The organism is Sphingomonas sp. Marseille-Q8236 (assembly GCF_965112005.1).
Genome location: NZ_CBCOPO010000001.1, coordinates 860,236 through 873,099 on the forward strand (window position 1 = coordinate 860,236; position 12,864 = coordinate 873,099).

The following is a 12,864-nucleotide window of genomic DNA, read 5'->3' on the forward strand; positions in this document are numbered from 1 at the left end:
TTTGGTTCATCACGGCGCAATATGGGGTCGGGCATCGCCGTCTTGTGGTCATGTTCAAAGCCCTGTAATTCGCGATCTGTCCCATGCCTCGCGCGTCGTCTTCCCGGTCACCCCGGCCCCGCTCCTCCAAGCCCCGCTCTCCCTGGCGGCGCCGGATCGTCGTAACCCTGCAAATTCTGATCGGCCTGGCCGTACTGGCGGTCGGTGCGCTGGCGATCGCGGTCTTTGTCGCCAAGTCGCAACTGCCCAGCTTCGAGGAGCTCAAATCCTCGCCCAACGGCCAGATGATCCGCGTCCATGCCGCCGACGGCACGGTGATCGTGTCGCTCGGGCCCAGCTATGGCGAGTGGCTGCCCTATGACCGCATCCCGATCGTGATGCGCGACGCCACGATCGCGGTGGAGGATCGCCGATTCCGCCAGCATCCCGGCGTCGATCCGATCGGCATCGCGCGCTCGGTCGAGGTGCGTCTGGAAAAGGGGCGCTGGAAACAGGGCGGCTCGACCATCACCCAGCAGATCACGCGCACCATCTTCCTGAACAACCAGAAGAAGTTCGGTCGCAAATTCCGTGAGGCGATCCTGGCGCTGGCGATGGAGCTGAAATTCTCCAAGAACCAGATCCTCGAACTCTATCTCAACAAGGTCTATTATGGCGGTGGCGCGTATGGCATCGACGCGGCATCGCGCAAGTTCTTCGGCCACGGCGCGGATCATCTGAGCCTGTCCGAAGCCGCCGTGATCGCGGGGCTGGTCAAGGCGCCGTCCAACTATTCCCCGACCGCCGATGCCGAGGCCGCCGTGGGGCGCGCGGGCGTGGTCATCAGCCAGATGGAGCGCAACGGCTTCATCACCGCGTCGCAGGCTGCGGGCGCCGATCCCCAGGCCCTGAAGCTCGCGCCCGAGCCCAAGCAGAATTCGGTCCGCTATTTCACCGACTGGGCGCTGCCGCAACTCGACCTGCTGATCGACGAGCAGACCGCCCCGCTCGACGTGTGGACGACGCTCGACCTCACCATGCAGCGCGCCGCCGATGCCGCGATTCGCGCCGATGCGCCCGAGGGGACGCAGGGCGCACTGGTCAGCCTGGACCGCGACGGCGCCGTGCGCGCGATGGTGGGCGGCAAGGACTATGTCTCCACCAACTATAACCGCGCGGTGACGGCGGTCCGCCAGCCGGGGTCCGCTTTCAAGCTGTTCGTCTATCTCGCCGCGCTGGAGGCCGGGCACAAGCCCGAGGACCAGGTGGTCGACGAACCCGTCACCATCGATGGCTGGTCCCCGCGCAACGATTCGCGCCGCAACTCGGGCAGCGTCTCGCTTCGTACCGCCTTCGCCTATTCGCTGAACACCGTCGCGGCCAAGCTGGGCCAGGAAGTCGGTTTCCAGACCGTCGCGGACATGGCGCGCCGGTTCGGCATCACCACGCCGGTCAACACCCACCCCTCGATGGTGCTGGGCACGTCGGAAGTGCGCGTGATCGACATGACCAGCGCCTTTGCCAGCGTCGCGAACAAGGGGGTGAAGGTCACTCCCTATGGCATCACCAAGGTCGTGGCGAATGGCCAGACCATCTATACGCATGAGGTGGATCGCAGCCATGTGCTGGTCGCCCCCTTCGTCGCCGCCGAGATGACCGATCTGCTCCAGACGGCGGTCAACACCGGCACCGGCCGCGCGGCGCAGATCGGCCGCCCGGTCGCGGGCAAGACCGGCACCACCAGCAGTTCCAAGGATGGCTGGTTCCTGGGCTTCTCCAGTGGGATCACCACCGGCGTGTGGATGGGTCGCGACAACAACCGCCCGGTGGCGGGGCTTCATGGCGGCACCGCGCCCGCCAAGGCGTTCGCCGACTATATGCGGGTCGCCATCGCCAGCCGCCCGATCGAGCAGTTCGAGACCCAGGTGACGCTGCCCGAATGGCAGTTGGAGCCCGATGAGGAGAGCTATTTCGGCCAGCCCGACAATGGCGTGAGCGGGGTCGATGCCGATGGCAATCCGCTGCCCCCGCCGGTCGCCGGGGAAGCGCAGGACGACGAGGAGACGATGGAGATTCCCACCCGTCGCGATCCCGCCGCGCCCGTCCCCCTCCAGCAGCCGCAGCCGGGCGCGCCCGTTCCCCCGCCGCCCTCGGGTCAACCGCCCTCACAGAATCCGGCCCCGCAACAGCGGCTCGACCAGGCGTGGATCGACCGGGTGACCGGGCGCGGCAATGGTGCGGCCCCGCGCGACGGTCGAGCCAATCCCAACCCGCCGCGCGGGTCAGCGCGCGATCGTCAGGACGAGCGTCCGTACCAGTGAAGCCCCGCGCCATGCCGTCGTAGCCAGGCGATGGCGGGCGCCGGGTCCTCGCCCAGCAATTCGGCGACCAGCGCGTGGAAGACGGGCGCATGGTTCATATGGACCCGGTGCGCGACCTCATGCGCGACGGTCGCCCGGCGGACGAAGGCGGGCGCGAGGATCAACCGCCAGCTATAGCGGATCGCCCCCGTCGAGGCGCAACTGCCCCAGCGCGCCTTGGGATCCGCGACGCTGACCTTGGTCACGGTGACACCCGCCGCCCGCGCGATCTCCGCGGTTTCGCGCGCCAGCACTTCCAGCGCCTGACGCTTCAGCCAGGCCTCGACCCGACGCTCCAGCGTCTCGATCGGGCCGGACGCGCAGAGCCGGTCCCCCTCGCACTGGATGACGCGGGCGCGCCCCTCCTGCCATTCCAGCGTCAGCACCCGGTCACCGAACGGGATGGACGCGCCGGGCACAAAGGGGCGCGGAGTCGGCAACCGCGCGCGCTGTTCGGCGATCCAGTCCTTCTTGTCCTCGGCCCAGGCGAGCGCGGACTTCAGGCCCGCGCGGCGCGGCACGATCAGCTTGGCGGTGCCGGTGGCGGGATCGACGCTGAGGCGGATGGTCTTGGCAGTCGGATGGCGGACGACTTCGTCGATCACAATTCGCGGTCCACGATGTGATTCTCGAAATCGCCGGCGTCATCCTCGCTGATCGTCCAGCCGCGCACCGACTGGCCCGCGCGGTGCACCGCCTCCCGGTCGCCGCAGACCAGATAATGCCAGTCGGGCAGGGGCTCGTCGGCCGCGCGCAGGCGATAGGCGCAGGTGGTGGGCAACCAGTCGATCGACCGGACATTGCCCATGGTCAGACGCACGCATTCGCTGACATAGGCGCGGCGATGGCGATAGTTGGAGCATTGCCCGCTCCGCCGGTCGAGCAGGCGGCAGGCGACGTTGGTCGCGACCAACTCGCCCGTCTCCTCATCCTCCAGCTTGTGGATGCAACATTTGCCGCAGCCGTCGCACAGCGCCTCCCATTGCGCGCGGTCGAGGCTTTCGATCGGCTTTTCCCAGAAGCGCTCCATCACCGGACCCATTGGTCCAGCGTGTCGGCCACCGCCTTGGGCCCCTCGTCCGAAGGCAACAGCGCGATCGGCGTGCCGTCCGGGCCCATCAGATAGGCCTGTTTGCTATGGTTCATCAGGTAACCACCACCGGGCGAGGGATCGCCCTTCTGCGCCCAGACGGCATAGGCTTTCTCCACCGCCGCGATCTGCGCCTCGGTGCCGGTCAGTCCGACGAAGCGCGGGTGGAAGGTGGTGGCGAAACGGCCGACCACCTGCGGCGTGTCGCGCGCCGGATCAACCGTGATGAAGATCGGCACGATCCGCGCCGCCTTGGCCGGCGCGCTCTTCTCCAGCAGCTTCAGGCCGGCACCGATCGCCTGCATGTCGGTGGGGCAGACATCGGGGCAAAAGCTATAGCCGAAATAGACGATACGATACCGCCCGGCATAGTCGCGGTCGGTGACGGTCCGTCCATCCGCCCCGGTCAGGCGGAACGGGCCGCCGATCTTCGTCCCCGCCAGCGGCGGCGGCGCCTCCGGCTGGGAGGAACCGCAACCGGCCAGCGCAAAGGCGAGCGGCAGCAGGGCGGACAGGAATATTCGGGTCATGACGTCGATAGCCTTGCTGTGATAAATCGCCGGTTGCAAGCCATGCTCCATTGCTCAGGATCACCTTTCATGTCCCTTCGCCCCCTGCTCGCCGCTGCGCTTCTGGGTGTCATCGCCGTGCCCGCGACCGCCCAGATGATGCAGTCGGAAAGCTATAAATTCCTCCAGGCGGTCCGCGAGGCCAAGGGCAACGACGTGACCAACATGCTGGACCGTCCCGGCGCCAGCATCATCAACACCCGCGACGTGACCAGCGGCGAAGGCGCGCTGCACATCGTTATCAAGCGCGGCGACGAGACCTATCTGCGCTTCCTGCTGCAAAAGGGCGCCGACCCCAATCTGCGCGACGGGCGCGGCAATACCCCGCTGCTGCTGGCGGTATCGGGCGGCCAGCCGGAGATGATCCGCATCCTGACCGCGGCCAAGGCCAATCCCAATATCGGCAACGCCTCCGGCGAAACCCCGCTGATCCGCGCGGTGCAGCGTCATGACATCGGCATGGTCCGCGAATTGCTGAGCGCCGGGGCCGATCCCGATCAGGCCGACAATGTCGCCGGGCTGACCGCACGCGAATATGCGTCGCAGGACGCCCGCAACACCGCCATCGCCAAGCTGTTCGCCGAAACCCCCAAAAAGTCCCGCGCGGCGGTGTCCGGGCCGAAGCTCTAAATCCTCGATCCTCCCCGAAAGGGGGGATCAGATCAGCCCCAGTTCCACCAGCTTGCCGACCAGGACCGGCGGCATCGCCTCAATGCCGCTGGCGGCGCCGGTGAGATCGGGCGGGGCGTCGGTCGCTTCCAGATAGCGCCATCCCTGATGCGCGCGGCGGGGCAAGGCCTGCACCAGCACCAGTGCCGGATCGATATGGATTGCGCACCGCCCGCCTTCGGCCTCGCCGAAGGACAGGATCGGCGAGCGCGCGACCAGTTGATGCTTGAGGATCCAGAATAGCGAGCCCTGCCCCGCCACTTCCTCATGCCGTTTGGGCAGATAGCGCGTGGTCAGAAAGACCGGCCCTTCCTGCGCCCGCATCTTCAGCCGTTCCGCCAGATGATCGATACTGGCCGCCCCGAACGCGACCTTGGTCAGATGAAGCGCCATGTCGCCGACCATGTGGGGGCGAAGGGGCAGGATCGCTAGGCCTGGGCGGCTGCGACTCTATGAACGCGGCCAACGCCGCCGGACGGCGGGGCCAATCGTTTCGACGAGACCGCTTCACCCCATCCGTGCGGCTTTGCCCAAACAGAAAGGGCGCCGATGGAAACCCATCGACGCCCTTTTCTGATTTCCGGCGCTAACCGTCGGTTGCGGATTACGCAGCCTGCGGCAGAGCGGCCTTCGCCTGGGCGATGATCGCCGAGAAGGCTTCGCCCTCGTGCATCGCGATGTCGGCCAAGACCTTCCGGTCCAGTTCGACGCCCGCCAGCTTCAGGCCGTGCATGAACTGCGAATAGGTCAGGCCCTCGGCCCGGACACCGGCGTTGATGCGCTGGATCCACAGACCACGGAAGGTCCGCTTCTTAACCTTGCGGTCGCGATATGCATATTGACCGGCCTTTTCGACGGCCTGGCGCGCGATGCGGATGGTGTTCTTGCGACGGCCATAATAGCCCTTCGCCTGTTCCAAAATCCGCTTATGCTTCGCCTTGGTGGTCGTGCCCCGCTTGACGCGTGCCATATCTCTCTATCCTTCCAGAAATCAGTTCAGGCCGTAAGGCGCCCAGGCCTTCACGGTCTTGGTGTCGGCATCGGACAGGACCGAGGTGCCGCGGTTCTGGCGGATATACTTGCCGTTATGGCTGATCAGGCGGTGGCGCTTGCCGGCCACGCCGTGCTTGAGCTTGCCGGTCGCGGTGAGCTTGAAGCGCTTCTTGACGCCGCTCTTGGTCTTGAGCTTGGGCATTTTGGTCCTTTCGCTTTGAGCAAGGCAGAAACGGCCGCGGCAGCCCTGATGGCCGGGCCGTTCGTGACACCTCGCTCGGGAAGCGGGGCGCTTAGCCCAAGCGGGGGCGGATTGCAACCTTGCGCGCTGAGACGGGGCACAGGGAACCACCGCCTCGCTTCGCGCGCTTGGGGCTGTCATGGATCAGGTGCCCGCGGCCGACACCCCCGCCGACCCCACCGCCGCCCGTGCGGGATGGCGGCAATGGGTGTTGCGGATCGTCGTCGGGCTGTTTGCCCTCGTCGCCGCGATCTGGCTGGTGCTGTTCGTCACCAAGGGGCGGTTCCTGCGCCATCCGTTCGAATCGATCGTCGGGCGGCAGACGCATCGCACGGTGAAGGTGGGCGGCGACTTCCAGCTCTATTTCGCGCCGTGGCGAATCAAGTTCGTCGCCGAGAAGATCGCGATCTCCAACCCCGGTTGGGCCAGCCGCCCCAACCTGTTCACCGCCGACCGGATCGATTCGCGGATCGCGCCGCTGTCGCTGCTGTTCGGCAAACGGCGCTTCACCTGGCTGGAGCTGACGAACGGCGCGATCGATCTGGAGTGGACGCCCGACCACCGAACCAGCACATGGACGTTCAGCGAGAAGAAGGGCGGCAAGCCACTGGAATTCCCGCGCATCGATGTGGCGGCGGTAACCGGGACGACGGTGCGCTATCGCGATCCCCGGATGCGGGTGACGGCGGACCTCGCACTGGACGACATCCGGTCGCGGGACGCGCGGATCGGCAAGGCGGTCGGCGTGCGGGGCAAGGGCGTGATCCGCGCCACCCCCTTCACCCTGACCGCGCAACTCCTGTCCCCCGACGCCACCGCCAATCGCGGCAGGAACGAGTTGATCGCGCGGATGCGGGCGGCGGGGAATGTGGTCGACCTATCGGGTACCTTGCCCTCGATCGCCGACATCGAGAATGTCCCGCTGAAGACGCGGGCGCGGGGCAAGGACCTGTCCACCCTGCTCGACGTGATCGGCGTCGTCATCCCGCGCACGCGTACCTATGACCTGCGCGCGCAGCTGGTGAAGGACGGCGAGGCCTATCGCTTCACCCGGATGACGGGGACTTTCGGCGACAGCGATCTGGCGGGCAGGCTGACCGTCACCAATGGCGAGCGGCTGCACCTCGATTCGGAACTGGCGACGAGGAAGCTGGACATCGTCGATGCCGCGCCCTTTATCGGCTACAATCCCGACATCGTCGCGACCAGGGGGGCACAGGCCGCCGCCGCCGCGACGGGCGCGGGGGCGCAGAGGCTGTTGCCCGATGCCGCGCTGCCCGTGGCGACGATGCAGCGATTCGATGCCGATCTGAAATGGACGATCCGCACCGTCCGGTCGCGCCGCGTGCCGATTTCCGATGTCGACATGACGCTGGCGCTGGATCGCGGGAGGCTGACCCTGTCGCCGCTGCGCTTTGCGATGGCGCGGGGTGACGTGGCGTCGGATCTGGTCTTCGACACCCGCCCGCGCCCCAGCCGGATCAGCTATGACATCCGGCTGTCGCCGACGCCGCTGGGTCGGTTGCTCGCCGGATGGGGCGTGGCGGAAGCGGGAACGACCGGCACGGTCAAGGGCCGCATCCAGCTGGCCGGGCGCGGCGATACGATCCATGATTCTCTGGCCAGCGCCGACGGCCGCATGGCCTTCATCCTCCCCGCCGGTTCGCTCTGGACCCGCAACGCGCAATTGGCGGAGCTGGACCTGGGCACCTTCGTCCAGAAGATGTTCGAGGAACGGTTGAAAGAACCGGTTCGGATCAATTGCGGGTTGATCGCCTTTACCGTGCGCAGCGGCGTGGCGGCGGCGGACCCGATTCTGATCGACACGTCCAAGAACGTCATCGTCGGTCGCGGCGGATTCAGCTTCCGCAACGAGGCGATCGACCTCGCCATTCGCGCCGACGCCAAGAAGTTCAGCCTCTTCTCCGGCCAGTCCCCGGTCGGGCTGACCGGCCATTTCGTCTCGCCGGGAATCGACCCGATCAGCGGCGACCTGCTCGCCCGCGCCGGCGCGGGGCTTGGCCTGGCGGTGGTGGCGACGCCGCTGGCGGGGGTGCTCGCCTTTGTCGATGTCGGCGATGCCAAGGCGGCGGCGTGCGGGCCGGTGCTGGCAGGCGCGCGGGCGGGGGCTCAGCGGACGACCAAGGGCCAGCCGCGCGACGATGTGGGTCGCGGCACCACCGCCAAGGACGAAAAGGGCCGCGGCAATCCCGGCGAAGCCAAGGCGCAGCGCAAGAAATTCCTCGGCATTTTCTAAAACTTCGCCCGGAAAATCTGCAGGGCCGCGTTTCAGATAGCCCCCGGCCGTGCCGGTCAGGGGATGCTCAGTGATCGTGCCCATGATCGTGCGAATGCGGCACGTTGCGCAGCGCCTCCAGCACCTCTTCGGTGCGCGCCGGATCGCCGATGGCGAGCACATGGCCCGCGCTGTCGACGGTCAGCGGGTCGCCGTTCCAATCGCACATCCGCCCGCCTGCACCCTCGACCACCGGCACGAGTGCGGCAAAGTCGTGGAGTTTCAGCCCCGATTCGCAGACCACATCGATATGCCCGCTCGCCAGCAGGCCGTAATTATAGCAATCGCCGCCATAGACGGGACCCTGACGCGGGCTGTTCCCGCTGATCGCGCCGACCAAGGCCATGAAATGGGGCACGTCCTCATCGTCGAACAGATGCGGGCTGGTCGTCGCGATCGTCCCGCCCGCCAGCTCGGTACAGGGGCGCGTGCGGGCGGGCTGGCCGTTGAACAGGGTAGGGTGGCCCGTAACGCCCAGCCAGCGCTCCCGCCCGATCGGCTGGTCGATGATGCCCAATACCGGCCAGCCATTGTCGACCAGCGCGATCAGCGTGCCGAAAATGGGCCGCCCCACCGTGAAGCTGCGCGTGCCGTCGATCGGGTCGAGCACCCATTGCCGCCCCGTCACGCCGGGCTTGACGCCATATTCCTCGCCATGGATTCCGTCGCCCGAGCGCTCCGCCTCCAGGATGCGGCGCATCGCCGCCTCCGCCTCGCGATCGGCGAGCGTCACGGGAGAGCGATCCTCCTTGATTTCCAGGCCCATTTCACGACGGAAATAGGGGCGGATGGCGGAACCGGCGGCGTCGGCCAGCCTTATTGCCAGATCGATATCGGCAGAATGTACGGACATGGGTCAATCGATAGGGTAGCTTGGATGTATCAGCAATGGACGCCATCTCCATGACGCGGTACTTCTTGGAGAAGTTTTGTAGGGGTAGAGTGATGCGCGTGATGCTCGGCGTTCTTCTGGCGATGGCGGCCGTTCCCGCCGCGGCTGCCCTCCGCCCGGGAGCGGCAGCGCCCGACTTCACCACGCGCGGCGCGGTGGCGGGCAAGGTCTTCACGCTGAACCTGAAGGACCAGCTGCGCCACGGACCGGTCGTCCTCTATTTCTTCCCCGCCGCCTTCACCAGCGGATGCAGCGCCGAGGCGCGCGCCTTTGCCGAGAAGATCGACGCCTTCCGCGCCGCCGGTGCCCGCGTGATCGGCATGTCCGCCGACCCGGTCGACAAGCTCGCCGCCTTTTCCAAGGCCGAATGCGCGGGCAAGTTCCCTGTGGCCAGCGCAGGGCCCGCCATCGTCAAGGGCTATGACGTCGCGCTCGGCCGCCAGATGGAAGGGCGCGATATCACCTCGCGGACCAGCTATGTCATCGGTCGCGACGGCAAGATCGCCTTTGTCCACGACGACATGAATCCGGCCGAACATGTCGCCACGACGCTGGCGGCTGTGCGCGATCTCAAGAGCCGTCGCTGACCTGAACATGCCGGGGGGGCGTTCCATGGCTTTGGGGGATCCGTTTGAAGCGGGCGCGGGCGGCACGGCCCACGCGACCGACGACCTGTATCGGCGGATCGGCCGCTTCCTAAGCGACCACCGCCTGTCGCCCGATCCGGCGCATTACGCGTTCGTCCATGCCATCATGACCGAGCCGAATGGCAATCTGGCGCGCGCCGTGGCCGCCCTGATCGACGGCGGCGTGCGGCTGCATCGCGACGACATCTCGCGACTGGGTGGGCCACAGGCCGCGAGCCAGCCCGGCGCCGTGGCCGCACCACCGCCACGCCCCGCCCCGATCCGCCTGGCCGTTCCCACCGCCGAGGCGCAGACCGCCGCGCTCGCCGAACAGACCCAGGATCAGGTGGAGACCTTCGCGGCAGTCATTCGCGCGATTCAGGAGGATACCTCGGCCTTCGGCGTCGACTTGGCGCGCAACGCGGCGGAGCTTCAGCGCGGCGACGCGATCGGCCTGTCCACGCTGGCGACGCTGACCGGCGAGATGCTGAAGCGGATCCATGCCTCCGAACACCGGCTGCAACGGGCGACGGCCGAGGCGGAGACGCTTCGCGAAAAGCTGACCGAGGCGCGGGCGGCGGCCCGGCGCGATCCGCTGACCGGGCTCGCCAACCGACTGGGCTTCAACGAAGCGCTCGTCCAGTGTTTCCAGGCGCGGCATCGCTGTCACCTCGTCCTGTGCGACGTCGACCGTTTCAAGCGGATCAACGACGAACAGGGCCATGGGGTGGGCGATCGGGTGTTGCTGGCGATCGGCAATATCCTGGCGGAGGAATGCAAGGGGCATCTGGTCAGCCGTCATGGCGGCGAGGAGTTCGCCATCCTCATCTCGCACCTGACCGATGCGGAAGCCTTCACGCTGGTCGAGCGGGCCCGCGATACACTGCGCGGACGGCAGATGAAGGTGCGGGAGACCGGAGCGGCGCTGGGGCCGATCACCTTCTCGGCCGGGATCACCGCCGTTCGTCCGGACGACACGCAGGAAACGCTTTTCGCACGGGCCGATGCGCTTTTGTATCGCGCGAAAAACGAGGGTCGCGACCGCGCCGTTGCTGATAGCTGATTTTCCGCCACGTCATGGCGTAAAATCCGCACCATCCCTGGCGCAGATTCCCAAACCTGACCTGCCGGAAATTAAAAACCCCTGATTTCCGTCACTTATTGAACTGGCACGCTCCCTGCAAAGCGTATGGCATCGGTCGCCAAATGGTTGGATGACCGGATCATCAAGGGAGTTTCACCATGTTCAACTCGTTCCAGGCTCGCCAGATCCTCGTTTCCTGCTTCGGCGCGATCGTCTTCGCCGGTCTTGCCATCACCAGCGCCGCGCCGATCTTTCCGATCGCCTGACGCGTGACGCGGCCTTTCAAGGCGCGGTCGGGCGATCCTGCCCCGATGCCCGACCGCCCCTTTCCGAACGATTAGGCGGGAACCACCGCGCCGACCGGGCCCACCGGCGCTTCCTCTTCCCGCGAATAGGTGCCGGTCAGCACCCCGGCGGCGAGCACATGCCCCGTCATCGCCTCGACCAGCGCACCGCGCCCCGGCGTCGTGCCGTCCATCTCGACCATGTGATCCAGCGCGAAGAGCTGAAACACGTAACGATGCTCGCCATGGCCGCGCGGCGGATCGGGCGGCAACCAGCCTTCGCCCAGATAGGAATTACGCCCGACATCCCCGCCATCGGGGGTTCCGGTTCCGTCCGGCGCGATCGCGCCCTCGGCCAATTCCCCGGCATGGGGCGGCAGCTTCCACAGGATCGCATGGACCAGCGGCTGTGGCGTGGGGGCATCGGCATCCTCGACCAGCAGCGCGAGCATCGCTGTTCCGCTCGGTGGATCGCCCCAGACCAGCGGCGGCGACACCCCCTCCCCATCGGCAGTAAAGCGCTCGGGCAGGCGCGCCATGTCGCCAAAGGCCGGGCTGTGAAGCGACAGGGCGGCGGGCGGCGCCAGTTCGGGCCGCACCAGCGCGATCGATTCGACCCCGGCGCGCCAGCCGCTCATCGCCTTGCCCAACCAGGCGGGCAGATGTTCGAGCATGATCCTGTCTCCCTTGCCTATCGCGCCGCCATGGCCATGGGACGCGTCCGCCAGACGGTCAGCGTGTCGATCGCGCCGCGACATTCGGTCATGCTCGCCGCTTCGAGCAGGCGGAAGCGTGTCCCGTCCCAACCGAAAAGCTGGCGATCGCCGCAATCGCCCAGGCCGCGTCCCTTGCCCCAGCTCGACAGGCGGCCGGTCGGCGACCATTCGCTGTTGACCAGGGTCACCGCGCCACCTGGCTTCGCCTCGTCGGCAAAGGGGAAGGCGAAGTCGAACATCGCAGGTGCAAGTCGCCCGCCCTGCCAGATCAGCGGCTTGACCAGATAGTTATACGCCCCCGCACCACAGGATAGCAGCACCAGCGTCGATCGCCTGTCGAGCCGATAGGCCTCGGCACTGACCGGGCTGCCCAGGCTGTTCCGGCAGTCGAGCCGCCGTCGCATATCGTTGAGCGCCGCATTGGGAATCGCCGGGGCCGCGCCCGACGGCGGCGTCACCACCCGCACGACCGGCAGGATGGGCGCCCGACCGCGATAGCGGGCGCTTCCCCGGGCGACCAGTGCGCTCCTCGTCCCGGCCCGCTTCTGCCGATCGTCCATATAGCGAAGGGCGGCGGTGGCCCCGTTCAGCGAGACGGGTCTGACCTCCGGCGTCAGGATGGCGGCGCGGCGTCCCTTGACCATCGCGGCGAGCAGGGTGTCGGCCGATGCCCCGCGCAGCCAGCCCTCGGCCTGTTCGGGCAGCGTGACGGTGGCGACCGATCGTCCGTCGATCCGTATCGTCGCCGCCTTCGCCTTGCCGGTCATGTCCGCCACCTTCACGGCGAGCGTCCCATCGGCCGCGCGACGGACCAGCAAGCCCGCATCCTGCAACGCGCCGTCCTCAGACGACAGCGACGCCGCCTCGCACCCCCCGCCATTGTCGCATGTCACGATCCAGTCGCCGAACAGCTTCAGTCTGGCGGGCACCGGCGTATCGGGTGTCGCCGCCATGACGGGCATCGCCAGCCCGGCCAGGATCGTAAAAGCGGCACTGCGAATCATGATGGACCAACCCCTTTGCTGGCGGTGACGTTCCGAAACGGATAGGGCGACTGTCAAAGAA

The 12,864-nt window shown here is 67.3% G+C and carries 14 protein-coding genes; 5 read left to right on the top strand and 9 right to left on the bottom strand.

The features are described 5' to 3' along the window. Nucleotides 1–83 precede the first annotated feature (83 nt). Nucleotides 84–2,300, top strand: coding sequence for a transglycosylase domain-containing protein (locus ACWPWT_RS04035; protein ID WP_454278673.1), 2,217 nt, complete (start codon nucleotides 84–86; stop codon nucleotides 2,298–2,300). Here the strand turns inward: ACWPWT_RS04035 and ACWPWT_RS04040 are convergent. From ACWPWT_RS04040 to ACWPWT_RS04050, 3 genes are read right to left on the bottom strand one after another with little or no spacing between them, the layout of a single operon-like run. Then, nucleotides 2,276–2,944, bottom strand: coding sequence for a M48 family metallopeptidase (locus ACWPWT_RS04040; RefSeq protein ID WP_454278674.1), 669 nt, complete (start codon nucleotides 2,942–2,944; stop codon nucleotides 2,276–2,278). The genes ACWPWT_RS04035 and ACWPWT_RS04040 overlap by 25 nt on opposite strands. After that, nucleotides 2,941–3,369: a YcgN family cysteine cluster protein gene (locus tag ACWPWT_RS04045; protein ID WP_261268350.1), complete on the bottom strand. Its 429-nt coding sequence runs from the start codon at nucleotides 3,367–3,369 to the stop codon at nucleotides 2,941–2,943. The genes ACWPWT_RS04040 and ACWPWT_RS04045 overlap by 4 nt, the downstream gene beginning before the upstream one ends. Further along, complete coding sequence (locus ACWPWT_RS04050) at nucleotides 3,369–3,959, bottom strand: SCO family protein (RefSeq protein ID WP_454278675.1); 591 nt, start codon at nucleotides 3,957–3,959, stop codon at nucleotides 3,369–3,371. The genes ACWPWT_RS04045 and ACWPWT_RS04050 overlap by 1 nt, the downstream gene beginning before the upstream one ends. 69 nt (nucleotides 3,960–4,028) lie before the next feature. Between ACWPWT_RS04050 and ACWPWT_RS04055 the strand changes: the two genes are divergently transcribed. Next, nucleotides 4,029–4,628: an ankyrin repeat domain-containing protein gene (locus tag ACWPWT_RS04055; RefSeq protein WP_454278676.1), complete on the top strand. Its 600-nt coding sequence runs from the start codon at nucleotides 4,029–4,031 to the stop codon at nucleotides 4,626–4,628. A 27-nt stretch (nucleotides 4,629–4,655) separates the two neighbouring features. On the opposite strand, the gene ACWPWT_RS04060 is transcribed toward ACWPWT_RS04055, so the two are convergent. From ACWPWT_RS04060 to rpmI, 3 genes are all read right to left on the bottom strand, one after another. Then, nucleotides 4,656–5,060 (bottom strand): DUF1489 family protein, encoded by a 405-nt coding sequence (locus tag ACWPWT_RS04060; protein ID WP_454278677.1) that lies wholly within the window; start codon nucleotides 5,058–5,060, stop codon nucleotides 4,656–4,658. Nucleotides 5,061–5,271: 211 nt separating this feature from the next. After that, nucleotides 5,272–5,637, bottom strand: a complete 366-nt coding sequence (gene rplT / locus ACWPWT_RS04065; protein WP_261268354.1) for a 50S ribosomal protein L20 — start codon at nucleotides 5,635–5,637, stop codon at nucleotides 5,272–5,274. 21 nt (nucleotides 5,638–5,658) lie between these two features. Further along, nucleotides 5,659–5,862: a 50S ribosomal protein L35 gene (rpmI, locus tag ACWPWT_RS04070; RefSeq protein ID WP_007406658.1), complete on the bottom strand. Its 204-nt coding sequence runs from the start codon at nucleotides 5,860–5,862 to the stop codon at nucleotides 5,659–5,661. 178 nt (nucleotides 5,863–6,040) lie between these two features. Between rpmI and ACWPWT_RS04075 the strand changes: the two genes are divergently transcribed. Continuing rightward, on the top strand, nucleotides 6,041–8,158 hold the full coding sequence (locus ACWPWT_RS04075; protein WP_454278678.1) for an AsmA family protein: 2,118 nt from the start codon (nucleotides 6,041–6,043) through the stop codon (nucleotides 8,156–8,158). 67 nt (nucleotides 8,159–8,225) lie between these two features. Here the strand turns inward: ACWPWT_RS04075 and ACWPWT_RS04080 are convergent, their stop codons facing one another. Then, nucleotides 8,226–9,050: an inositol monophosphatase family protein gene (locus ACWPWT_RS04080; RefSeq protein ID WP_454278679.1), complete on the bottom strand. Its 825-nt coding sequence runs from the start codon at nucleotides 9,048–9,050 to the stop codon at nucleotides 8,226–8,228. Nucleotides 9,051–9,142: 92 nt separating this feature from the next. Here ACWPWT_RS04080 and ACWPWT_RS04085 point away from each other — a divergent pair, with 92 nt between their 5' ends. Then, nucleotides 9,143–9,676 (top strand): peroxiredoxin, encoded by a 534-nt coding sequence (locus tag ACWPWT_RS04085; RefSeq protein WP_261268357.1) that lies wholly within the window; start codon nucleotides 9,143–9,145, stop codon nucleotides 9,674–9,676. A 25-nt stretch (nucleotides 9,677–9,701) separates the two neighbouring features. After that, nucleotides 9,702–10,778: a GGDEF domain-containing protein gene (locus ACWPWT_RS04090; protein WP_261268358.1), complete on the top strand. Its 1,077-nt coding sequence runs from the start codon at nucleotides 9,702–9,704 to the stop codon at nucleotides 10,776–10,778. A gap of 358 nt (nucleotides 10,779–11,136) precedes the next feature. Here the strand turns inward: ACWPWT_RS04090 and ACWPWT_RS04095 are convergent, their stop codons facing one another. After that, a complete protein-coding gene (locus ACWPWT_RS04095; RefSeq protein ID WP_454278680.1) occupies nucleotides 11,137–11,757 on the bottom strand; it encodes a YbhB/YbcL family Raf kinase inhibitor-like protein in 621 nt (206 codons plus the stop codon). A 17-nt stretch (nucleotides 11,758–11,774) separates the two neighbouring features. Then, nucleotides 11,775–12,803 carry a DUF1176 domain-containing protein gene (locus ACWPWT_RS04100; RefSeq protein ID WP_454278681.1) on the bottom strand — a complete coding sequence of 343 codons (1,029 nt, stop codon included), beginning with the start codon at nucleotides 12,801–12,803 and terminating at the stop codon, nucleotides 11,775–11,777. Between the last annotated feature and the right edge of the window lie 61 nt (nucleotides 12,804–12,864).

Bases quoted from the DNA above. Each gene is read 5' to 3' on its own strand.
- ACWPWT_RS04035 (WP_454278673.1), top strand. From the start codon at position 84: ATGCCTCGCGCGTCGTCTTCCCGGTCACCCCGGCCCCGCTCCTCCAAG.
- ACWPWT_RS04045 (WP_261268350.1), bottom strand. From the start codon at position 3,369: ATGGAGCGCTTCTGGGAAAAGCCGATCGAAAGCCTCGACCGCGCGCAA.
- ACWPWT_RS04050 (WP_454278675.1), bottom strand. From the start codon at position 3,959: ATGACCCGAATATTCCTGTCCGCCCTGCTGCCGCTCGCCTTTGCGCTG.
- ACWPWT_RS04055 (WP_454278676.1), top strand. From the start codon at position 4,029: ATGTCCCTTCGCCCCCTGCTCGCCGCTGCGCTTCTGGGTGTCATCGCC.
- ACWPWT_RS04060 (WP_454278677.1), bottom strand. From the start codon at position 5,060: ATGGCGCTTCATCTGACCAAGGTCGCGTTCGGGGCGGCCAGTATCGAT.
- rplT (WP_261268354.1), bottom strand. From the start codon at position 5,637: ATGGCACGCGTCAAGCGGGGCACGACCACCAAGGCGAAGCATAAGCGG.
- rpmI (WP_007406658.1), bottom strand. From the start codon at position 5,862: ATGCCCAAGCTCAAGACCAAGAGCGGCGTCAAGAAGCGCTTCAAGCTC.
- ACWPWT_RS04075 (WP_454278678.1), top strand. From the start codon at position 6,041: ATGGATCAGGTGCCCGCGGCCGACACCCCCGCCGACCCCACCGCCGCC.
- ACWPWT_RS04080 (WP_454278679.1), bottom strand. From the start codon at position 9,050: ATGTCCGTACATTCTGCCGATATCGATCTGGCAATAAGGCTGGCCGAC.
- ACWPWT_RS04085 (WP_261268357.1), top strand. From the start codon at position 9,143: ATGCGCGTGATGCTCGGCGTTCTTCTGGCGATGGCGGCCGTTCCCGCC.
- ACWPWT_RS04090 (WP_261268358.1), top strand. From the start codon at position 9,702: ATGGCTTTGGGGGATCCGTTTGAAGCGGGCGCGGGCGGCACGGCCCAC.
- ACWPWT_RS04095 (WP_454278680.1), bottom strand. From the start codon at position 11,757: ATGCTCGAACATCTGCCCGCCTGGTTGGGCAAGGCGATGAGCGGCTGG.
- ACWPWT_RS04100 (WP_454278681.1), bottom strand. From the start codon at position 12,803: ATGATTCGCAGTGCCGCTTTTACGATCCTGGCCGGGCTGGCGATGCCC.